This is a genomic window from Pseudomonas sp. 300 (assembly GCF_055803035.1).
This window is the reverse complement of record NZ_JAVLRV010000002.1, coordinates 1,005,685-1,022,891: the sequence shown is the minus strand read 5'-3', so window position 1 is coordinate 1,022,891 and position 17,207 is coordinate 1,005,685. Positions and strand designations below refer to the sequence as shown.

The 17,207-nt window shown below is 53.9% G+C and carries 27 protein-coding genes and 1 pseudogene; 13 read left to right on the top strand and 15 right to left on the bottom strand.

Annotation, left to right across the window (positions count from 1 at the left end; genetic code table 11):
• The first annotated feature begins 671 nt into the window (after window positions 1-671).
• Entirely contained in the window at window positions 672-941 is a 270-nt protein-coding gene (locus tag Q7W83_RS11125) for a hypothetical protein (protein WP_473656050.1), read from the top strand.
• A gap of 265 nt (window positions 942-1,206) precedes the next feature.
• Here Q7W83_RS11125 and Q7W83_RS11120 read toward each other — a convergent pair whose 3' ends face one another.
• Window positions 1,207-2,169 carry a GAF domain-containing protein gene (locus Q7W83_RS11120; RefSeq protein ID WP_473656049.1) on the bottom strand — a complete coding sequence of 321 codons (963 nt, stop codon included), beginning with the start codon at window positions 2,167-2,169 and terminating at the stop codon, window positions 1,207-1,209.
• A gap of 329 nt (window positions 2,170-2,498) precedes the next feature.
• A pseudogene (locus Q7W83_RS11115) lies at window positions 2,499-3,176 on the bottom strand (DNA cytosine methyltransferase); the annotation flags it as partial.
• A gap of 51 nt (window positions 3,177-3,227) precedes the next feature.
• Here Q7W83_RS11115 and Q7W83_RS11110 point away from each other — a divergent pair.
• Window positions 3,228-4,055: a DUF2971 domain-containing protein gene (locus Q7W83_RS11110; RefSeq protein WP_473656048.1), complete on the top strand. Its 828-nt coding sequence runs from the start codon at window positions 3,228-3,230 to the stop codon at window positions 4,053-4,055.
• Window positions 4,056-4,129: 74 nt separating this feature from the next.
• Here Q7W83_RS11110 and Q7W83_RS11105 read toward each other — a convergent pair whose 3' ends face one another.
• The gene (locus Q7W83_RS11105; RefSeq protein ID WP_473656047.1) at window positions 4,130-4,909 is read right to left on the bottom strand and encodes a DUF2786 domain-containing protein; all 780 of its coding nucleotides are present in this window, start codon (window positions 4,907-4,909) and stop codon (window positions 4,130-4,132) included.
• 47 nt (window positions 4,910-4,956) lie between these two features.
• Here Q7W83_RS11105 and Q7W83_RS11100 point away from each other — a divergent pair, with 47 nt between their 5' ends.
• Complete coding sequence (locus Q7W83_RS11100) at window positions 4,957-5,427, top strand: hypothetical protein (protein WP_473656046.1); 471 nt, start codon at window positions 4,957-4,959, stop codon at window positions 5,425-5,427.
• 362 nt (window positions 5,428-5,789) lie between these two features.
• On the opposite strand, the gene yejK is transcribed toward Q7W83_RS11100, so the two are convergent.
• The gene (gene yejK / locus Q7W83_RS11095) at window positions 5,790-6,797 is read right to left on the bottom strand and encodes a nucleoid-associated protein YejK (protein WP_473656045.1); all 1,008 of its coding nucleotides are present in this window, start codon (window positions 6,795-6,797) and stop codon (window positions 5,790-5,792) included.
• A 98-nt stretch (window positions 6,798-6,895) separates the two neighbouring features.
• On the opposite strand from yejK, the gene Q7W83_RS11090 reads away from it, so the two are divergent.
• Window positions 6,896-7,330 (top strand): hypothetical protein, encoded by a 435-nt coding sequence (locus Q7W83_RS11090; protein ID WP_473656044.1) that lies wholly within the window; start codon window positions 6,896-6,898, stop codon window positions 7,328-7,330.
• Here the strand turns inward: Q7W83_RS11090 and Q7W83_RS11085 are convergent.
• The 7 genes from Q7W83_RS11085 to Q7W83_RS11055 all read right to left on the bottom strand — a co-directional run bounded on the left by Q7W83_RS11085 (window position 7,306) and on the right by Q7W83_RS11055 (window position 11,288).
• A complete protein-coding gene (locus Q7W83_RS11085) occupies window positions 7,306-7,638 on the bottom strand; it encodes a hypothetical protein (RefSeq protein ID WP_473656043.1) in 333 nt (110 codons plus the stop codon). The genes Q7W83_RS11090 and Q7W83_RS11085 overlap by 25 nt on opposite strands.
• 81 nt (window positions 7,639-7,719) lie before the next feature.
• The gene (locus tag Q7W83_RS11080) at window positions 7,720-8,028 is read right to left on the bottom strand and encodes a hypothetical protein (RefSeq protein WP_473656042.1); all 309 of its coding nucleotides are present in this window, start codon (window positions 8,026-8,028) and stop codon (window positions 7,720-7,722) included.
• Window positions 8,025-8,297 carry a hypothetical protein gene (locus Q7W83_RS11075; protein ID WP_473656041.1) on the bottom strand — a complete coding sequence of 91 codons (273 nt, stop codon included), beginning with the start codon at window positions 8,295-8,297 and terminating at the stop codon, window positions 8,025-8,027. The genes Q7W83_RS11080 and Q7W83_RS11075 overlap by 4 nt, the downstream gene beginning before the upstream one ends.
• A 161-nt stretch (window positions 8,298-8,458) precedes the next feature.
• Complete coding sequence (locus Q7W83_RS11070; RefSeq protein ID WP_473656040.1) at window positions 8,459-9,133, bottom strand: polysaccharide lyase family 7 protein; 675 nt, start codon at window positions 9,131-9,133, stop codon at window positions 8,459-8,461.
• A gap of 461 nt (window positions 9,134-9,594) precedes the next feature.
• The gene (locus tag Q7W83_RS11065) at window positions 9,595-9,846 is read right to left on the bottom strand and encodes a DUF1654 domain-containing protein (RefSeq protein WP_473656039.1); all 252 of its coding nucleotides are present in this window, start codon (window positions 9,844-9,846) and stop codon (window positions 9,595-9,597) included.
• A 145-nt stretch (window positions 9,847-9,991) separates the two neighbouring features.
• Window positions 9,992-10,561 carry a hypothetical protein gene (locus Q7W83_RS11060; protein WP_473656038.1) on the bottom strand — a complete coding sequence of 190 codons (570 nt, stop codon included), beginning with the start codon at window positions 10,559-10,561 and terminating at the stop codon, window positions 9,992-9,994.
• A gap of 40 nt (window positions 10,562-10,601) precedes the next feature.
• On the bottom strand, window positions 10,602-11,288 hold the full coding sequence (locus tag Q7W83_RS11055; protein WP_473656037.1) for a YajG family lipoprotein: 687 nt from the start codon (window positions 11,286-11,288) through the stop codon (window positions 10,602-10,604).
• Here Q7W83_RS11055 and Q7W83_RS11050 point away from each other — a divergent pair.
• Window positions 11,278-11,541 carry a hypothetical protein gene (locus tag Q7W83_RS11050; protein WP_473656036.1) on the top strand — a complete coding sequence of 88 codons (264 nt, stop codon included), beginning with the start codon at window positions 11,278-11,280 and terminating at the stop codon, window positions 11,539-11,541. The genes Q7W83_RS11055 and Q7W83_RS11050 overlap by 11 nt on opposite strands.
• 36 nt (window positions 11,542-11,577) lie before the next feature.
• Here Q7W83_RS11050 and Q7W83_RS11045 read toward each other — a convergent pair whose 3' ends face one another.
• Window positions 11,578-12,096, bottom strand: a complete 519-nt coding sequence (locus Q7W83_RS11045) for a hypothetical protein (protein ID WP_473656035.1) — start codon at window positions 12,094-12,096, stop codon at window positions 11,578-11,580.
• Here Q7W83_RS11045 and Q7W83_RS11040 point away from each other — a divergent pair.
• Entirely contained in the window at window positions 12,095-12,319 is a 225-nt protein-coding gene (locus tag Q7W83_RS11040) for a hypothetical protein (protein WP_473656034.1), read from the top strand. The two genes, Q7W83_RS11045 and Q7W83_RS11040, sit on opposite strands and share 2 nt — an antisense overlap.
• Before the next feature lie 62 nt (window positions 12,320-12,381).
• Here the strand turns inward: Q7W83_RS11040 and Q7W83_RS11035 are convergent, their stop codons facing one another.
• The 3 genes from Q7W83_RS11035 to Q7W83_RS11025 are packed head-to-tail and all read right to left on the bottom strand — an operon-like array spanning window position 12,382 to window position 13,464.
• Window positions 12,382-12,633 carry a hypothetical protein gene (locus Q7W83_RS11035; protein ID WP_473656033.1) on the bottom strand — a complete coding sequence of 84 codons (252 nt, stop codon included), beginning with the start codon at window positions 12,631-12,633 and terminating at the stop codon, window positions 12,382-12,384.
• Entirely contained in the window at window positions 12,605-12,808 is a 204-nt protein-coding gene (locus tag Q7W83_RS11030; RefSeq protein WP_473656032.1) for a hypothetical protein, read from the bottom strand. Before Q7W83_RS11030 ends, Q7W83_RS11035 begins: the two co-directional genes overlap by 29 nt.
• Window positions 12,809-12,810: 2 nt before the next feature.
• A complete protein-coding gene (locus Q7W83_RS11025) occupies window positions 12,811-13,464 on the bottom strand; it encodes a LexA family protein (RefSeq protein WP_473656031.1) in 654 nt (217 codons plus the stop codon).
• A 109-nt stretch (window positions 13,465-13,573) separates the two neighbouring features.
• On the opposite strand from Q7W83_RS11025, the gene Q7W83_RS11020 reads away from it, so the two are divergent.
• From Q7W83_RS11020 to Q7W83_RS10990, 7 genes are all read left to right on the top strand, one after another.
• Entirely contained in the window at window positions 13,574-13,753 is a 180-nt protein-coding gene (locus Q7W83_RS11020) for a Cro/CI family transcriptional regulator (protein WP_201187102.1), read from the top strand.
• 54 nt (window positions 13,754-13,807) lie between these two features.
• Entirely contained in the window at window positions 13,808-14,425 is a 618-nt protein-coding gene (locus tag Q7W83_RS11015; protein WP_473656030.1) for a hypothetical protein, read from the top strand.
• Between the two features lie 106 nt (window positions 14,426-14,531).
• A complete protein-coding gene (locus Q7W83_RS11010; RefSeq protein ID WP_473657610.1) occupies window positions 14,532-15,197 on the top strand; it encodes a phage antirepressor KilAC domain-containing protein in 666 nt (221 codons plus the stop codon).
• Window positions 15,197-15,946: a DnaT-like ssDNA-binding domain-containing protein gene (locus tag Q7W83_RS11005; RefSeq protein WP_473656029.1), complete on the top strand. Its 750-nt coding sequence runs from the start codon at window positions 15,197-15,199 to the stop codon at window positions 15,944-15,946. The genes Q7W83_RS11010 and Q7W83_RS11005 overlap by 1 nt, the downstream gene beginning before the upstream one ends.
• The gene (locus Q7W83_RS11000) at window positions 15,943-16,623 is read left to right on the top strand and encodes a replication protein P (protein WP_473656028.1); all 681 of its coding nucleotides are present in this window, start codon (window positions 15,943-15,945) and stop codon (window positions 16,621-16,623) included. Before Q7W83_RS11005 ends, Q7W83_RS11000 begins: the two co-directional genes overlap by 4 nt.
• The gene (locus Q7W83_RS10995) at window positions 16,616-16,825 is read left to right on the top strand and encodes a hypothetical protein (RefSeq protein ID WP_473656027.1); all 210 of its coding nucleotides are present in this window, start codon (window positions 16,616-16,618) and stop codon (window positions 16,823-16,825) included. Before Q7W83_RS11000 ends, Q7W83_RS10995 begins: the two co-directional genes overlap by 8 nt.
• Window positions 16,816-17,118 (top strand): nuclease domain-containing protein, encoded by a 303-nt coding sequence (locus Q7W83_RS10990; RefSeq protein ID WP_473656026.1) that lies wholly within the window; start codon window positions 16,816-16,818, stop codon window positions 17,116-17,118. The genes Q7W83_RS10995 and Q7W83_RS10990 overlap by 10 nt, the downstream gene beginning before the upstream one ends.
• Window positions 17,119-17,207: the final 89 nt, after the last annotated feature.

Genomic DNA, 17,207 nt, shown 5'->3' with positions numbered 1-17,207 from the left:
GTTTCGGCGCTGACCTCATAGTTCATAGCTCCGAGAAGGTTTGCTCGAAAGTAGAGTTTTTTGTTAATAGCACTCCTTACCAGACCATTCTTGCGAATAAGAACAGCGATTCTGAAAGCGTCTTCGGTACCAGTCCAATAACCTCCAAAAACGTTACTTTCCAGTCTTGCAAAGTCTGCTCCTCCACTGCGGGTGCCTCCAGTGGGCAATCAAGCGGAAGGGGGGCCGCCGAAGCGTCGAGTTATGACCTGACCGGACGATGGAAAAGCAATCAGGTATGCAGTTATGGCTCGGGAACCAGTGAGTTTGACGTGATACATGACAAAACGACAGGTCGCATCACTGGAAAGCTTTCAAACGCCACGATTGACTCGGGTTCTATCCAGGGGAATATTGTTCATATCTCGGCATCCAACTGGCTAGGCAACCGAGTCACGATGGATGGACATGTAACAGGACCAAACACTTTGTCCGGAACCTACACGCAAACTAAAGCGTCCGGTACTTGTACTTGGGACGCTACAAAGCTTTGATAAAGCCTAATTATTCTCTTTCCCGCTATAGCGGCTGACTTTGAAGGGGGAGGGAGTGGCAAGTCGCCTTGATGGCGAAAGCCGGTCAAAGAGTCTAAAAACGCTACTTTCAGCCTGCGACGAATCCTAGGAGGAGCCGTGTCACACCTGATGGATGTACCGCTTGCCCATCACTATCGTGGCAAAGATGTTTTCGTGAAGTTCGATTGGCAAAAGCCGAACGATGAAGCCCCTACAGCCGCACATGTGATCGCGCAATGCGAGGTTGAGGTGCTCGGGAAAGTTGCTGTAGATCTCGATGGATCTTGGGATGATTTCCAGCAGGCTATCGCTGATGCGGTCAAAGCTGCTGAGATTGGATCAATCGGGAGCCAGACAAATTGCGATACGGAAAGTGAGTCAACCTGAACAGTTTATATAGACAATTAAACTGCAGCGGGAAGCCGGCTTTAATTCGGCCGGCTTTTCAAGGTTTCATTCTTTGCTATAAATCTCTTTCTTGAAATAGTTTCCGCTTTTTTTAACTTCAGATTCCACCCAGTCAGTAGAATAAGAGTTATTAGATTTTGAGCTCTCGACCAAAAAGCTTTCGAAGCTCATGTTTACGGAAATTACTTTTTCAGTTTTATTTTCTGTGTCTTTAGTCTCGGAGGTTATCGAGTGAAGGTACTCTTTAAGGTTCATTGCGCTTCCCTCCTGTAGGTGCTTCAATTGCTGCAACATTGCGTTCGATATATATTGATAAAAGCTTTGCTGCCGTTAATGCAAAAAATTTGTCTCGTTCCCAGTCAAACTGGCCTACATGACTACTGGTGAATACTAGCACGCCTAGCGGTTTTTTTCCATTATGAGCATTGCATGAGTCGCTAATTGGTATCGACAGGAATGATCGATATTTCAATTTATCTGCAGGTTCATCGGTTTTAGAATTGGCAAGTTCCGAACTTTGCAAGATGTCGTGACAAATCTTCGCTTCTTGCTGAACGAAAGCTAAGCCAACATGTCCAGCTCCCGGCTTCCAGCGGCGGTTGGAAGTCGTGAGCCTATCATCGTGTTTTCTCCATGCGATAAATAAGTCATCGCTGGTAGGGTCGTATAGATAAAGTGCCATATTGTACATGCTGTCGCCGTTGTAACCGAACAGCTGAGTGCGATGCTTGGCTATATTCCAAAGCATTGCTTGTAATCCCTTTTCCCAATTGCGCCAACGACTTTTTAGTAAGTCGTTATTTGGCTGGGCGTTTAGCTCTTCAATGCGCGACTCAAGCTCAAGTGTCATAAGGTATATAACACTTTGCTGGGTTACGGATGCTTCATATAAAAGTTCGGCTTTTGGTATGATTTCTTTTTCATACTCTTCATTTTTTTCTATTATTTCATCTACCGCTATCGAAATTGATCTTCTGTTTGCGGCGGTGAACATCGTCCAAGCGAATTTCAGATGAATTAATCCCGCAATTGTATATAAAGTTATTTCTGTTTTGCTGAGTGATGTCTCGGTAAAGAGCTTGCTTGCTAATAACCCGATAATTAAAGGTGCGAGTAACGTCATCCAAGTGTTTGCGCAGTAGATTGAGAATGACGTCAGTCGGCCTTCAATTATTTTGTTTTGCAAGTTGTGATGTTTGACTTCCATTTCTAGGGCTCGCGATTGTAGTAGGTGCCTATATGCTCCATAAATCTATAAGCGTCAAGTCACGTGGGAGGTTTCAAGAATGTTATGAGCCTCCTACCGATCCATTGGACTACCGGAATCGCTTTGCTGTTACCGATAGCCTTGCGTCGAGGGCCGTCAGGGCACTTGCTGGCAGGCATGCCGCGCCATGGGATCTGAGTGAAATTATCAGGCAAACCTTGACATCGCTCCCATTCGATTACGCTGGTCCGACGAATGCCATTGAGTTCCAGTATATAAGCCTCTCGGTCATCGAGAGAGCCGCCTCCTTGTGCCGTGAGAGTAGGATGAAGTGTCGACTTCTCTTCCCGTCCCGGCGGCCGATCCCTACGAGCGCCTTCTCGCTCAAAAAGTACCTCGGTGGGATCGAATCCGTCTCGAGCACTTGCGACAACGAACACACGGCGGCGTCGTTGGGCCAGGCCGAAATATTGGGCGTCCAGGACCCGCCACGCGATTGTTCTTTTGGGTCCATACACACAACCAGCGTTCGGCCATTTCTTCCCTGAAGGCTGCAATTCGCAGTCTTCCCCAGCAAGCGCGCCAAGAAAGCATCCGAAGGCGTTCCCTTTGTCACTGAGGACGCCGGGGACGTTTTCCCAGACGACAACGCAAGCGGGCTTTCGCTGGCCGGCGCGAACATAGTCAACTGCATCTGCAATCTCCACGTATTTGATGGTGAGGGCGCCGCGAGGGTCGACAAGGCCTTGGCGCATGCCGGCCACGCTGAACGCCTGGCACGGTGTTCCGCCTACGAGGACGTCAGGCGCAGCGATCTTGCCGGCCAGCACCTTAGCGCCAAGTTTGGTCATGTCGCCGAGGTTCGGCGTGTTGGGGTAGTGGTGGGCCAGCACCGCGCTGGGGAAGGCTTCGATCTCGGCGAACCAGGTGGCGCGCATGCCCAGCGGATGCCAGGCCATCGTCGCGGCCTCGATGCCGCTGCACACGCTTCCATAAGTGATGGGCATGATGATTACTCGTCGGTATATTAGTGGGATTCAGATCAGGGAATAGATAACTTGAAAATTTTCCACTACACCGACGCAAGTGCAGTTAAGTCAATTCTTGAAAATGAAAAAATGTGGTTGACAGATGTACGCTTTCTGAATGATTCAGAAGAGATGCACAATGGAATATCTATGCTTGTTGAGTATATGAAGCATCGAGTAGCGAACTTTCCACGTCCGCACGAATTTTTTGAAGATGCCGCCAACTATGTTGAGAATGGGTTAGTTGGAAAGGCTGGCTACGGAATAGATAACCGGCCCGTTTTCATAGGTTCATTTAGTCGAGCTGGTAATCTTTTGAGCCAGTGGAGGGCTTATGGTTCTTATGCGATTGAGGTCGATGCTGATTGGTTGCCGCAGGAGCTTTTTGATTGCGTATATGATCACGACGAAAAATTGATTCAGGCATCTAACACCGCATTGTTAGGCCTGATAACAATTTCAAAGGCTATGGAGATCAATTCAGGTTTTTTGGATCAGGAAGGGTATGAGGCATTTTCTGATATTGTTGGATTGGTGGCGACATTTAAGCATGAAAGTTTTTCGGAAGAACGAGAGATAAGAGTTATCCTCGGGCATGACATAGACCCTGAGATCGAAGATGGCCTGAAAGTCAAATTTCGAGTGCGCGGGAATATCCTCATTCCTTATGTTGAAGCGTCTCTACCCTTTGAAAGTATTAGAGCGATACACATCGGGCCAATGCGCGACCAAGAATTAGCCTATCTTTCTATGAAGGCTCTGGTTGAGAAGATGCACCTTGAACGACCATTAACTTTTCAAAACCGTAACCATAAAATTGATGTTGTGAAATCCGCAATTCCATACCGAGCTCCTTGATGTCTATCAAGGCAAATTTCTGCCTCGCCGGCTGGCGTGATTCGTTGAAGTGGGGTGATTGGCGTGCATAGCGGTTAGGCGATGGCCGAAAGCGCGAGTTGGTCGTCGCCGGCGCGCGCAATACCTGCGTGCAGGTCGACATTTCGGCCCGCCAGCATGCCCGCGATCTGGGCGTTCATGTCGAGTTCGGTCTCGCGTGCTTTACGGGCTTTTCCCACGCCATTGTTGGCAAGGTATTCGTCGATAAGCGCCTTGTCTTGGGCTTCCACGGCCACAATGTCGCGGCCGTCGCTATGCGCTGCAGGCGCGTCTTCTTCGCCTCTTGGCACTAACGCTTGGAGCTTCCCGTAAACTTCACCAACCCACGCAATGGCGAAGTGGTCGGCGGCTGTGTCCGCGGAGTAGGAGCTGCGATGCTTGCCTGATCGAACACCGGCGGCGTATTCCTTTCGGGCCAATTTCAACTTGGTGAGCAGAGCCTCAAAGGCGTAGAGGGCAATGTGCTGGGCCGGCGTAACGCCGACGAATGCGGCGCGCTCAACGATCCGATCTTTGACTTTGCACCACTGGCGGTTTCGCAATGACGTGCATCCGAACACCTGTGCCACTGCCGCGCTTAAATTTCGCTCCCAGGCTGGCAGGCGATCGAGTCGGAAGAATTGGGATTCAACTTCACCTACGTCACTGAGCTTCACATCCATCTCAGTAAGCCGGTACTCACGCATCAACGCCTGCGCCTGGCGAAGAGCTGTGGCCGCTTCGTTCTCGTTCGAGCTCTGCGCCAGTGCCAAGCAGTGCTTGATTTTGCGGATCGCTCGCTCGAGTTTCTTTTCGTCGATCTGTTGTGCGGACATAGGGGATCCTCGCCGGTATAGTTCCGGGATCTACAGGGGAGTGGGTTATGAGTTGGGAAAGCGTTTCCATCTGGATCGAACATCACCCCGGACTGGCGTCCTGGGTACAGGCGATAGGTGCCATCGCAGCTCTTGGCATCGCTATATGGATACCCAACCGGCAACGCTTTGCTGATCGCAGGGAGGCACAGAGAAAGGAAAAAACTCTGCTACTTGTGTTTTTGGTGGACTGCGAATTCGTAATCACCATCACGCAAGGAAACTCCGCTACATCAGACGTTCGAAAGAGGCTAGTTCGTGAGTTGATTGCACGCGTTCGACTGGTGATTGAGACCGATACAAACCCAGACAGAGCAGCGGATTGTCTAAGGTTGAAATATGACCTTGAGGGAATTCTTTGGGATTTGGAGCAGTACGAGCCAGAAACCGACTCGTATTTAGCTTTGACGAATATGGCATTAGAAAAAGTTTTAAAGATAAAACAAACGCACTGCGTTGGTATTCAATCACTGAAGTGACACAACCACTTGCGGTGGGGTATTTGTGTTCCGCCCGGCATGGAGCCGGATCAAGGAGTAGATCGTGAAGCGAGTAATGCTGGTCTTGTTTGGGCTGCTGCCCTTGGCGGTATCTGCGCAAACGCTGGAGGAACAGTACCCAGCGCCATGGGTCAAGGCTGACAATCCCAGTATCACGCGAGTTCTTTCTGAGGCAGACGTAGATGGCTGCGGGAAGTACCGATACAGGGTCAGCAGCGGTAGCAGGTCAGAGTTTTTGGTTTACTGCACACGAGGCGGTCGGGTGACCCAAGCGTTTATGGTTTGGCCGAACATCCACAAATTAATGGGTCCCTATCCGCCCGATCCATCGCTTCCATGAGTCAGGCGGCTGCACGCTTGAGCTGTTCAGTGAGCTGAGTAGGAAGGCCACGCAGTGTCAGTGTGCCGCCAGCTTCATCGAACTCGATCTTCGACCCGAGCAGGTGCTGTTCGAAGCTGATCGACAGCCCCTCGGCCCGGCCAGTGAAGCGACGGAATTTCGTCAGGGTCTTTTTGTCGGCCGGAATGGTTTCGGAAAGGCCGTAATCTTTATCGCGAATGAAGTCGGCGAACTGTTTCGGCTGGTCCTCGTCGATCAGCTCTGACAGCTCGTCGAGCGTGATTGGCTCGCCGCGCTTGGCTTGGGCCATGGAGTAGCTGACAAGGGTCTGAGTCTTCTCGCGGGCCGACTCTTCACCCATATCCTCGCTCTCAACGAAATCGCTGAACGCTTTGAGCAGGGTTCGGGTTTCGCCCGGGCCGTCGACGCCTTCTTGGCAGCCGATGAAATCACGGAAGTAGTCGTTTGCCTTCCGGCCATTCTTGCCCTTGATGAACGAAATGTACTGGCGCGAAGCGGGGTTGCTCTTCCACTCATTGAGGTTGATCCGCGCGGCCAGATGGAGGTGATCCAGGTCAAGGCGCCGCACCGGCATCAGTGTCAGCCCGTCAGTCATGATCACCGCTTTGGTTTCTTGCACCAGGGCAATGGTCAGGTATTCGGTCAGACCTTGCTGGTAGTGGCAGAACAGCGCGTTGCCACCTACTGACAGATTGGATTCTTCCATCAGTCTGGTCAGGTGCTCGACGGCGTTGCCGCTGAAACTCACGAAATCATCGGCGCCGGCCAGGTACTTATCGATCCAGCCGCTGAGAGGGAAAGCACCCGATTCGGCATGAAAGAAACCCCAGGCTTTGCCGGTCTTCGCGTTGTAGCTTTCGTTGAGCTGGCTCATCAGATCGTCGCGAGCTTGGCTGTCGATCAGCTCAGCGTTGCCGTAATGCAGAATGGCTGGGGTACCGTCGGGCTTCTTGTCGATCTTGTGGATGATGCTGTGGAGAACAGGCATTGCGGTTACCTCGGGTAGGCGCCGCCCTCCGTGACCGGTGGTGGCAATTTGGTTTGGGTTGGGTTATTACAGATCCTCAATCTGCGCTGAGGCTATGCATGAACCGCTCTTTGAAAAAGTTACTCAAAAGGCTTTACGCCGAGAACTCAATGACATGCTCGGAGGCGCTGAATCTTTTAGATAATCGTTTTGGAGATCATCGCGATTTCTATCCGCTCGCTGCTCTGGTGGAGGCAGACTATCTTGGATGTACTGGCGGACTGCCCGCAGTCGGCGAACCTTTTCGACGAACATATATGGCGCATACGTTCCAATGCTATAGGCAGGGTCGAGGTCTACAGAGGTACAAGAACATCACAGTCATTGAGAAGGAAGAGGGGGAAGAGGCCTACTTTTACATTGGCCCCAAGACCATTGAGCTATTTGAAACTCGTAGATCTGACTCTAAGAAATTGTGGGCATCCGCCGGATTGAGTTTTTTTGCAGCTGTAGTCGTTTCCGTCATTGCCTATTGGTTGCGCAATGGTTCCTGAATTTCATCGCCCGGATCGCGCTTCAGCTCGGCCAAACTCTGATTGTGAAATTCCCGCGCCACGCTTTCGCTAATCACGATTTCGTGGCGCGGCTTCAATGCTTTTCTGGCCGCTTCAGCCCCGAGCGAGTGCACATAGCGCAGACAGCCCTCAATCACCGAGGCCTGCTCAGTGTCCTCGTTCCAGGCCATAAGCTCTTCCAGCTTCTGCCGAGTGCCAAGCCGACAGCGGTGCCGCAATTCCTTCTCGTCGAACTCGATCCGCTTCAACGCGGCCTTCGTCGATCGCTCTTGCCCAGTCTTGGCCATGGCCTGCCTCTTCAATTCCGTGGGCCGGTATATCCAGCCATGTCTGTCGTCGGCGCTGGCGCACCTGGTTGCTGAGCCGCTTCATGAGGTGAACTTGAATCCGTTTTCGCGGGCGATGAGTCGGGCGCGCTTGGCTTCCATGCCGCAATCTTTCGCGGCCTTGGCGACCGGTGTGCCTGCCTCGGCCAGTTCCTTCAGCCGGGGTGCGATCTTGTCCCGCTCGGCGCGCAGCTTGTTGCCGTGGGTGGTGGTGCCAAAAGCCGGAGCATCGGCACTGACGCCGCGGGCGATCTGCTGCACCGTCTTGCCGGCGCCGAAGAACTGTTCCAGCTTCTGGTTCAGGTCCTCGATGATCGAGTCTCGCGGGTTGGGCATTGGCACGCCGATCACTGCGCACCTCCCGGCAGCCGGTTGGCCTTCGCCTCGAACTGCATGGCGAGTTCGTGAGCAGCTTTGTAGTCCTGGCGGAAGGCGCGAGTCTTGCCAGTGGTGAGGTCGACAACTTGGAACATGCCGACGCTTTCGCCTGCGACCTGGAAGCGGACGGGCTTGGGTGGAGCGGGCCTATCAGTGCGGCCGAAGAACGCGATGCGCGCGGCGTTGGTTTGTTGCAGCAGCACACCGAGTTCGTCGATGCGCTCTTGAAATGATGGATGCATGGCTGATCCCTCGGTGTGTGGTTGCGTTTATTCGTCAGCACTCGGCCGTCCTGCTGGTTGCCGTTGGGCGCAGGGGAGAGTGCTGACGGATAAAGGCAGGCGTAAAAAAGCCCGATCGGAACCGGGCTTTTGTTTGCGTCACTCGTCCAAAGTGGGCGATGTCAGACGTGGGTGATGGAAAGGTCACTGATGATGCACACCGAGCCGTCTTCCGGGTCGGTGGTTTCGGAGTAATCGATCTGGTTGTACACGCCGCCGTGGAAGGCGAGGGTCTTCGTGTCCCAGGTGTTGTCGAGCCGCATGATTGCGGATGTCGATTTGGCGCCGTTGCAGCTTGCTGATACGGAAACAGCGCCGCTCGAATTCGCGTGGATGTTGATCTTGAAAAGTGCGCCGAGTGGCACGTTTTCCAGTACGGTCGTGTTGACCGGATCGTCCTGAAGGTAGCTCGACCTGAAGCCCATGGTGATCTTGCCCTTGTTCCAGAACACCTTTACCGGAGGTCGCTCCGAGCCCTGTACATGAATCTGGCCGATCACCACCTTCTGCAGAGAGTTGACCTTGGTCAGCCGCATTTCTTGGCGGCTCCAATGGTCTGCAGCACTCGAAAATAGCCAGTAGCCAGGCTCTTTCCATTCGCAGCGAGTTCGATGGGTGCTCTTGCTGGATGCGCCCAGGGTAGGCGCCGTCATCTGCAGCGATCTGTCAGGAAGCATCGAGATAACGTCAGGGCATTCGATCAACGCGCGCCAGCCGATCAAGTCCAGAGAGATTGGGTTGGTAGCGGAAATTGGAAGCGGGGTGGCGATCGTGAAGTTGCTGATGTCTACAGTCATTGTCGATTCCTTATTTCATTTGATGTCACCTTTGCTCTGTTGAGCATTTCGTTCGATGTAGGCCTACATCCCGCTGCACCCTGTCGCCAAGGTGCAGAAGTGATGCTGTCCGTTTCTCTCGCTGCACGTCCGCCGGAGTCCTCTCTCTGCCCGCTGCCGCTACTGGCGTCACTTCGGGTGGCTGTGCAACTTTGCGTGCTCTCATTGGGGAGCCCGGCCAGTTCCAGAGCTGGCATGGGGATCGAAATTTGTGTTTCGCGCTGTTCCCGTTGCCGGGGATCGATCCACGAAGATTCCTGACTGTTAAAGAGCGGCGCGGCTTTCGCTGCTGGGCCGGTACGTCTGCTTGGCTTGAGCAGAATTTAAGCAAGCTGAAATTATTATGTCAAGCATGCTGAAAAATAAATTCAGAATGCTGAAATCAATAGGCGATAAAAAGCCCGCTCAGAGGCGGGCTCATTTCACGCTTCACAATACTGTCGCCACCCGATCCTGACGGCACCTCCCTCCAGGGACTCGACCGACACGCCGGCAGTTTCGCTGATCTCGTCAATCAGTCGCTGCCAGTCCTCAACGGTTTCGTGCTCAAGTCTGGATACTGTCACTGCCTGAATCTTTTGCACGCCAGGTGCAGCGATGAGCGCTTGCAGGCGGCGGCCGGCCATCTCGTAGGATGTCGAGGTTTGAGTCGTAGGAATAGAGGAGGGAAGCATGCGGTTTTCCTTACCGTAACTGTATATACGTACAGTATTTATGTGCGCTATTTTTGGCAAGGAGCGCGGAGTACATTTGTGCTTTTTTGATCGAAAGAAATAAAAAAAGCCCGCTTAGTGGCGGGCTCTGTCTTCTGCTAAAGCATCAATCTTCGCGGGTTATGATTTTGTGTCTGCGTAGATACTCGTCGTAGGAAAGGCTTTTATCAGCGGCTAGCTCGTTCAATTGCTGCTCCTTCGTGCCGTTTGACGCAGCAGGCGCGGAGGGTGCTACCAAAGTCTGTGCCGCTGCAGACGCCATTGACGGCACGCTTTCTAGACTAGTATTCGCATTTTCCGGGAGCGTATACATTGCTCCGGTGATCGGATCAACTACAAGCATCCCGATAAGGCCGCCGAAGAGGATGTTCCCCCAGTACCAACCATCAATCCCCGAATTGAGTACTGCAGAGTTCTCGGTGTAGCCGTCTTTTTGATACGAGATCTTGTAGGTCTCTCCGTCGAAGTATCCTGCACCAGCCTTAAGCATTACATGGTCAGGGGTAATGCCGGATCGGACGACTGAGCCATCTTCATTGGTAATCTGGTACGAAGCGCCGCTAGGCGAGGAGGTGATTGCCACCGGGTATGTCGAGTCGCTGACGATACTTGAACATCCGCCAATACCCACAAGGGCTGCAATCAAAAGAGGGCGAGTTAGTGAAACTAGGTGCATTTTCGAGCTTCCTGCTGAAGGTACTTTGAGTGCTACAGATCTATGGCTGAGTTCTTTTGATGATTTCGTAGCGACGCTTGTACTCGTCATAGCTCAGCGTCTTGTCGGCAGCCAATTCATCAAGAAGTCGGTTAGTACGATTGCTAGTGGATGCAGTCTCTGGTCGCGCGGACAAAGCGGCAATGAACGACGGGTCACTGAAAAGCGTTTTAATCCCGCTCGCGAGGGCTCTATCGAGCGCTAATTTTGCATTATTTCCAGTGGCGAGCTGCGTGTTTGGCTCTGTTCCCTGCGACACGATTTCCCGCGAGAATAGCGTCTTGCCTGACGCCCCAAGTACCTTGACCGACATACCGAAGTCCGCCACAGCATCACCTGAGAAGAATCCGAGTTTGTGATCGTTATAGAGCCGATTCACTACAGCTGAGATTTTCACATCCGCTGGTGATTGTCCGGATTTAAAGCCGCGAGCGCTGATTTCCTGGGTTAATGCCCGGCGAACGGTGGCAGCAACCTCCTCGTTTGCAAGAATTGGCGCAGTTTCCATGCCATACCCGTTTTTCTTACTGCTCACCTTGCTCTTATCTGGCCGACTATCGTTGACATCAACGGCCACCGATACCGTTTCAGCGCCATCGATTTTGCTAATGCCGGGTTGAGGAATGTAGCTGACATCAATCGTCTCTGTGGTAAACGCACAGCCATGAAGAGCTCCGATGATTATCATGGAGGCTAACTTTGCTACTAGTCGCATGCAGAAAATCCGTTTCAGTAAATGGGGGGGGGCGGGGCGATTCTACATTGCCATCATGCAGCCGGGTAAATCGAGTTCAACAAAAAAACCGCTCATCGGCGGGCTATGGATTCAATTCAGGAAAGGACAGATGCGAAAAGCCCGGCACTTGGCCGGGCTCTTTATGCACACTGCCAAATCCCTTTGGCTGAGCGCATTGCGCTTGGTCGGTGCGACGAAGGCGTGACGGGTGCAGAAACGGAAAGCCCTGGGCTGGGCTCCGCTACTCTAAGTCGCTTGATAGTGTCCAGCCGGCTACGTATAAAACATGAGATGAGGGTGATTTCTCGGGCGATTGTGTGTGGTTATCGATCTTGACCTCTTCGCACCGGGTTCGTTGGGGTGGAGGGAGAATACTTTTCACCCCTAAGCCTATTTTTGAAGTTGAGTTTCTCTTTCGTGCAGTCTCTTGGGGAGAGTCAGAGAATGATGCTTTTCCTTCAGATAGACCGCGACGATTTGCTTTGCGGCGCTTTTTTTTGGACAGGGCAATCGATACGAAGGTCTCACCCTCGACAATGATTTTCTGATAGTAGCTGATGTGCGCAATAAGCCTTTTTGCCAAGACTTCAAAGCCAACGCCCTGTTTCACTTCCCTCATCACCTTGTACAGCTGGCAGATATGCTGCCACTCCTTGCTGTCAACATGCGCAGGCCTGTGAAGGCCCAAGGCACTAAGAAATACAGGAAGTTTCTTAGGTAGCGCCATTCGCTGTAAATCTGCTGGGGTTGGCAATGCCATGAATCTTCTCCTTGATATCCAAAATCCTGCGAATTGGACTTTTCGTGAGAGCAGTATCTACGAACCTCCCTACAAGGACTTCATCAAGGACGAAGCCCTGAGTCATGCAAGGCAGGAGCTTGGGCTGTATAAAAAACGCAAAAAGATTGAAGCGCTAGGGTATGAGTACAACGAGGAGGCATTGGCTGCCGGTGAGTATGATGAGCTACTGATTGAGGAGTGACGAAACGGCCAGGTCGGAAGGCTTGGCCTGCATTCCCGCCTTCACCTCGTCAGCTTAAGCAGTCAGCTTGCCGTAGCAATTCTCAGCGCTACCGCAACCTCAAGCAGCTTATTCGCCTGGTTCGAGACAGCCGTCGCCAAGACATCATTTCCATCGTCTTTGAGCATTGCTGCCAAATCGAGCAGTTTCCCAATCTCGATCTCAACGACGCGAACAGATTCGGTTATCTGGTATTGAAGTGAGTGCGCCATGCCATAAGCCCTCGTTCCAGATCCAAGACGGTCTTCAATGAAGAACCCTGCGACTTTCGCCAATCCTGATCCGGTCCAGAGCACGGTTTAGAGCATCCAAGGCATCGAGCAGGGCTTTCGCCTCGGCCTCTCGACCATCCCCCCAAAGGCGCTCAGCCATTTTATTCAAGGCTTGGATGGATCTCTCGATGTCCGCAGCGGATGCTGGAGTGCTTTCTGCCGGCCGCTTCTTCGGCATTGTCAGAACTTCTGTAGAGCCCGCACGACGACACCCACGATCCGGCAGCGCTCGTCAAACGGTTCAATTGGGTACCCGGGGTTGAGCGGCTTTAGGAACAGTCTCCCGCCATCGCTGACGAGTTTTTTGAATGTCGCCTCATTGCTCTCTGGCAGTTTGGCGATCACAAGCTTGCCAGGTGCGGCCTCAGCTTCGGTGTCTACCAGGATCAGGGTGCCTTCGGTAATACTCTGCCCGGCAGACGAGGTCATCGAGTCGCCTTTGACCTCCAGCCAGAACGCCGCGCCTTTTGAGTCGTATTCGGAAAACTCGTAGCGATCCGAAAAGCCAGCTGGGTATGGCTCCACTGCTTCAGCCCAAGCGCCGGCGGCGACCCAACTGATTACCGGGTAGCGGAAGGATTCAACCTGATGACGGGCATTGCCGACGTTCGATTCAGCCACCTCACGCTCGCCTCCCTCACCGATGGCAAGCCACTCAGCTCGGAACCCCGTTGCTTTCGCCAGCGCATAAAGGTTCTCAGGTCGAAGGCTTTTGCTTTCCCCTGAAATCCATTGAGTGACGGCCGAATTCGCGACGCCACAAAGCGTAGCTATTTCGCCCTTCTTTTTCCCGCTGAGCTGTATAGCTCGGGCAATACGTTCGTGTCTTTCCATGGACTCAATATTAAGTTAACTGAATTTAAGCATGCAGTAGGATTAAATCGTCATTGACGCCTTAAATTAAGCATGCTGAAATTACGCAAGGCTCGAATGAGGATGCGCAATGAACACGCATGAAGTCGCCGAATTCTTCGGCAGCAAGACAAAGCTGGCATTGGCTCTGGGTATTCGCCCAAGTGCCGTGACCATGTGGGGGGAGACAATTCCTGAATCTAGGCAGTACCAGATTCAGGTTCTTTCCAAGGGCAAATTCAAGGCTGTGAAGAAAGACCAGGCCGCCTAAGCGACATTCCTGCCCACCGATCCATTGAAGCCAGATTAAAAGAGAGCAGTCCTCATGGAAACGTCCAGTCCAAGACACAGCGCGCAGACCCGTGACCAAGTGCTGGTTGCACACGCTGCCAATCAGATCGCTCGCACCAGCTTGAGTCAGGACGATTTCGCTCAAGCGCTCAGCCGTGAGCTGTACCTGTCCTGCCGAGACAAAGCTACAGCCAAAGATGTACCGGACTTCGGCGCACTGACTGAGCTCAACGATGTCTGCGAGTTCGTGAAGGCGACCGGGCGCTGGTTGAAGAGGGTGCAGCGCTGGCTGTCGGGTGATCAGGACATGCCGTCGTGGCTGGAAGAGGCCTGGGTTAATGCCCTTGAGCCCGAGTTTCGAGATCACTGCATCAATGAGTTGGCGAGCCGTCATGGCTTGATCGGTGCGCGCCATATGGCGACCGAACAATGCGCGAACAAAAGCTTTGGGGCATTGATCCGCGCCCTGGGCGATGTGATCGACACGGGTAGCGAAGTGTTCGACGACCAAGTGATGTGCGAGGAGGACATGCCGCATCTGCCGGCGTTCGCAAAACAATGCAGGCAGGTTGAAGCGCGGGCAGGGGAGTTGGGGCGCAAGGCTGAGGAACTGATTGAGCGGTCTCGTCCGGCACTGAAGTCAATCGCCTGAATTCCAGGCACAAAAAAGCCGGGCTGCAACCCGGCTCTTTCAACAACCTGTAAAACACAGTGGGGCCATTATGAACACGATCGTCGCTCCAAGCAATACGGTCACCATGTCGAGTCGGGAGATCGCCGATCTCACCGGCAAGCACCATCATCACGTCGTCCGCGACATCAAACGAAATCTTGCTGAGCTGAATATCGATGCATCCACTTTTGGATGCATCTACCGGGACGAGCGTAACCGCTCCCAAACCGAGTATTTCCTTGGTCATGATCTCGTCATGACCCTGCTCACCGGTTACAGCACGCCGCTTCGCCATCGTGTCGTGACACGTTTGAGCGAACTCGAAAACGTGTCGCGACACGTCGTCTCGATCCCGCAATCCCTTCCGGAGGCCCTCCGACTTGCCGCCGATCTGGCAGACAAGAATGGCGAGCTGCAGCGCCTGATTTCAGTTCAGGCCCCGAAAGTCGCGGCCATCAATAGGCTCGCTGCCGCCGGTGGTGCGATCTGCATCACCGACGCAGCCAAGCAGCTTGGTATGGCCCCAGCGCGCCTGTTCGCCTGGTTGGAACAGCACCGCTGGATCTTCCGGCGCCACGGGTGCAAGCGCTGGGTTGCCTATCAACCGCGCATCACGAGCGGGCATATGACTCACAAGGTCACCGCCTTGAAGCCTGACCCGGAAACTGGGATTGAGCGCGCGGCATTCGATCCAATGGTTACCCCGAAAGGCCTCACACGTCTCGCTGAACTTCTGCAGGAGGCCGCGTAATGGCCGGCGACTGGATAAAATTCGAACTCACCACCCTGGACAAGCCCGAGGTCTGCCAGATCGCCGACTTGGCTGATATCGACCCGGACGCTGTCGTCGGCAAGCTGATGCGTGTATGGGGCTGGTTCGACCAGCAAACCGAAAACGGTAACGCTCCGAGCGTTAGTAAAAAGTTACTGGATCGTCTCGTCGGCGTTATCGGTTTCTGCGAGCACATGAAGTCGGTCGCTTGGATGATCGAACTCGATGGTGTGATCAGCCTTCCGCACTTCGACCGACACAATGGGAAGACCGCTAAAAACAGGCTTCTCACGGCAAAGCGCGTTGCAAATCACAAGGCGAGTAACGGTAAAAGTAACGCTGCTAACGTTAGCGGTGCGTTACCTAAAGAAGATGTAGAGAAGAATAAAGAACCTCTCTCTGCGCGCGGTCCTGTCGATCCTCGCATGCCCATCGAAATGACCCTCGACTGGGTGCCGGATGAAACGCTGCTGGAAACCTACGCATTTCACCGCGGGCTGGCGCTCGACCTGTTCACCGAAGAAGTCCGGGTTGCGTTCACCGCTCACTACGAGCCTCAGCACCAGGTCAACACCCAGGCTGAATGGGTGGGGATGCTGGTCAAGTGGGTAAACAGCGACAAAGTCCGGGCTGCCGCTTCGAACGTCGCCCAGTTCAGGCAGAGACAGGCGCCTGCATCCGACTACGACGATGACGACACCGGCTGGCAGAACGGGGTGAAACCATGAAGACCGTCTCCGTCATTGCTCAGGGCCTGTGGGCCAGCGCTCAATCCGGTGAGTTCATCGCCGCCGATGCCTCGCCCGTCGAGAGTGAGACCAACAGCACGCTGGTGGTTGCTATCAACGAGTTGTTCAAAGAGCTGCGTTCGATCCGTTCCGCGTGGCGCCAGGCTTGGCCGGACCAAGAAACCTACCGCGCGTCCAAGCGGCAATGGTTTCAGGCTGTCCTCGAGGAAGGTATTTGCACCCAAGTTCAGATCAATTTCGGAATGGCTCAGGTCCGCAAACAGCCCGGCGACTTCATTCCCAGCCCTGGGCAATTCATCGAGTGGTGTAAGCCGACCCCTGAAATGTTGGGTTTGCCGCCGCTCGCCGCCGCGCACCGGGAGGCATGCCGCAACGCACATCCCGGCATGGCAGGGCAGGGCAAGTGGTCCCACGACGCGGTTTGGCACACAGCCAAGGAGTGCGGCTTCGAGAGCCTGAACAAACTCGATACGGCGCTGAGCCTCAAGCTGTTCGACCGAAATTACACCATCACCATCCGCCGCTTGCTGGCTGGGTTGCCGCTCCAGTCGATGCCCAAGGCGCTGCCTGCACGGGCAGAGGCGAAGGTGACGCCTGAAGTTGGCCAGGATGCTTTGGCTCAACTGCGCGCCAAGCTGGGAGGTGCCCGTGCCTAATCCACGCCTTGCGCCAACCGATCCTGCTGATTACCGCTTCGCCGTGCACTGCTGTGGCTACAAGTGGGAGCTCTCCGACAAGCCCGACCGCGCCGTCGCGCTGTTCGAGCACTCATCGGCTGCTCTGAAATTCGGCCAGGCCATGTGGCCGTCCACCTACGAAGTAATCGACGTCATCACCGGGGATCGGATATGCGCGTGACCTCCAAGAAGCTCCGCGCCTCGGCCAACGGCCAGGACTGCACTGTCCGCTCACCAGGTACTTGCAACTTCAATTCGTCCACGACTGTTCTCGCGCATCTGCCGTGCGGCCAGAAGGGCATGGGCATGAAGGGCTTCGACACTGTCGCTGTTTACGCGTGCAGCGCCTGTCACGACGTCATCGACGGCCGCGCCGCCGGCGACATCGATTGGCAAGACATGCCGCGCGCTATCGCCGAAACACATGAGGCCCTGATCCGGGCCGGAATCCTCACCGTGAAGGGGGCTGCATGATCGACCCAAGAACCTTGCTCATCCTGATGGTCCTCGCCACCTGGGCGCTTTATGAATTTTGCCGTCGCCTCAATGATCGGTACCGCAAG

Bases quoted from the DNA above. Each gene is read 5' to 3' on its own strand.
- Q7W83_RS11085 (WP_473656043.1), bottom strand. From the start codon at position 7,638: ATGGCCAAGACTGGGCAAGAGCGATCGACGAAGGCCGCGTTGAAGCGG.
- Q7W83_RS11015 (WP_473656030.1), top strand. From the start codon at position 13,808: ATGGAAACGTCCAGTCCAAGACACAGCGCGCAGACCCGTGACCAAGTG.
- Q7W83_RS11000 (WP_473656028.1), top strand. From the start codon at position 15,943: ATGAAGACCGTCTCCGTCATTGCTCAGGGCCTGTGGGCCAGCGCTCAA.
- Q7W83_RS11050 (WP_473656036.1), top strand. From the start codon at position 11,278: ATGATTATCATGGAGGCTAACTTTGCTACTAGTCGCATGCAGAAAATC.
- Q7W83_RS11060 (WP_473656038.1), bottom strand. From the start codon at position 10,561: ATGCACCTAGTTTCACTAACTCGCCCTCTTTTGATTGCAGCCCTTGTG.
- Q7W83_RS11100 (WP_473656046.1), top strand. From the start codon at position 4,957: ATGAGTTGGGAAAGCGTTTCCATCTGGATCGAACATCACCCCGGACTG.
- Q7W83_RS11020 (WP_201187102.1), top strand. From the start codon at position 13,574: ATGAACACGCATGAAGTCGCCGAATTCTTCGGCAGCAAGACAAAGCTG.
- Q7W83_RS11030 (WP_473656032.1), bottom strand. From the start codon at position 12,808: ATGCCGAAGAAGCGGCCGGCAGAAAGCACTCCAGCATCCGCTGCGGAC.
- Q7W83_RS11075 (WP_473656041.1), bottom strand. From the start codon at position 8,297: ATGCATCCATCATTTCAAGAGCGCATCGACGAACTCGGTGTGCTGCTG.
- Q7W83_RS11005 (WP_473656029.1), top strand. From the start codon at position 15,197: ATGGCCGGCGACTGGATAAAATTCGAACTCACCACCCTGGACAAGCCC.
- Q7W83_RS11045 (WP_473656035.1), bottom strand. From the start codon at position 12,096: ATGGCATTGCCAACCCCAGCAGATTTACAGCGAATGGCGCTACCTAAG.
- Q7W83_RS11040 (WP_473656034.1), top strand. From the start codon at position 12,095: ATGAATCTTCTCCTTGATATCCAAAATCCTGCGAATTGGACTTTTCGT.
- Q7W83_RS11105 (WP_473656047.1), bottom strand. From the start codon at position 4,909: ATGTCCGCACAACAGATCGACGAAAAGAAACTCGAGCGAGCGATCCGC.
- yejK (WP_473656045.1), bottom strand. From the start codon at position 6,797: ATGCCTGTTCTCCACAGCATCATCCACAAGATCGACAAGAAGCCCGAC.
- Q7W83_RS11055 (WP_473656037.1), bottom strand. From the start codon at position 11,288: ATGATAATCATCGGAGCTCTTCATGGCTGTGCGTTTACCACAGAGACG.
- Q7W83_RS11090 (WP_473656044.1), top strand. From the start codon at position 6,896: ATGAACCGCTCTTTGAAAAAGTTACTCAAAAGGCTTTACGCCGAGAAC.
- Q7W83_RS11010 (WP_473657610.1), top strand. From the start codon at position 14,532: ATGTCGAGTCGGGAGATCGCCGATCTCACCGGCAAGCACCATCATCAC.
- Q7W83_RS10990 (WP_473656026.1), top strand. From the start codon at position 16,816: ATGCGCGTGACCTCCAAGAAGCTCCGCGCCTCGGCCAACGGCCAGGAC.
- Q7W83_RS11070 (WP_473656040.1), bottom strand. From the start codon at position 9,133: ATGACTGTAGACATCAGCAACTTCACGATCGCCACCCCGCTTCCAATT.
- Q7W83_RS11120 (WP_473656049.1), bottom strand. From the start codon at position 2,169: ATGGAAGTCAAACATCACAACTTGCAAAACAAAATAATTGAAGGCCGA.
- Q7W83_RS11065 (WP_473656039.1), bottom strand. From the start codon at position 9,846: ATGCTTCCCTCCTCTATTCCTACGACTCAAACCTCGACATCCTACGAG.
- Q7W83_RS11025 (WP_473656031.1), bottom strand. From the start codon at position 13,464: ATGGAAAGACACGAACGTATTGCCCGAGCTATACAGCTCAGCGGGAAA.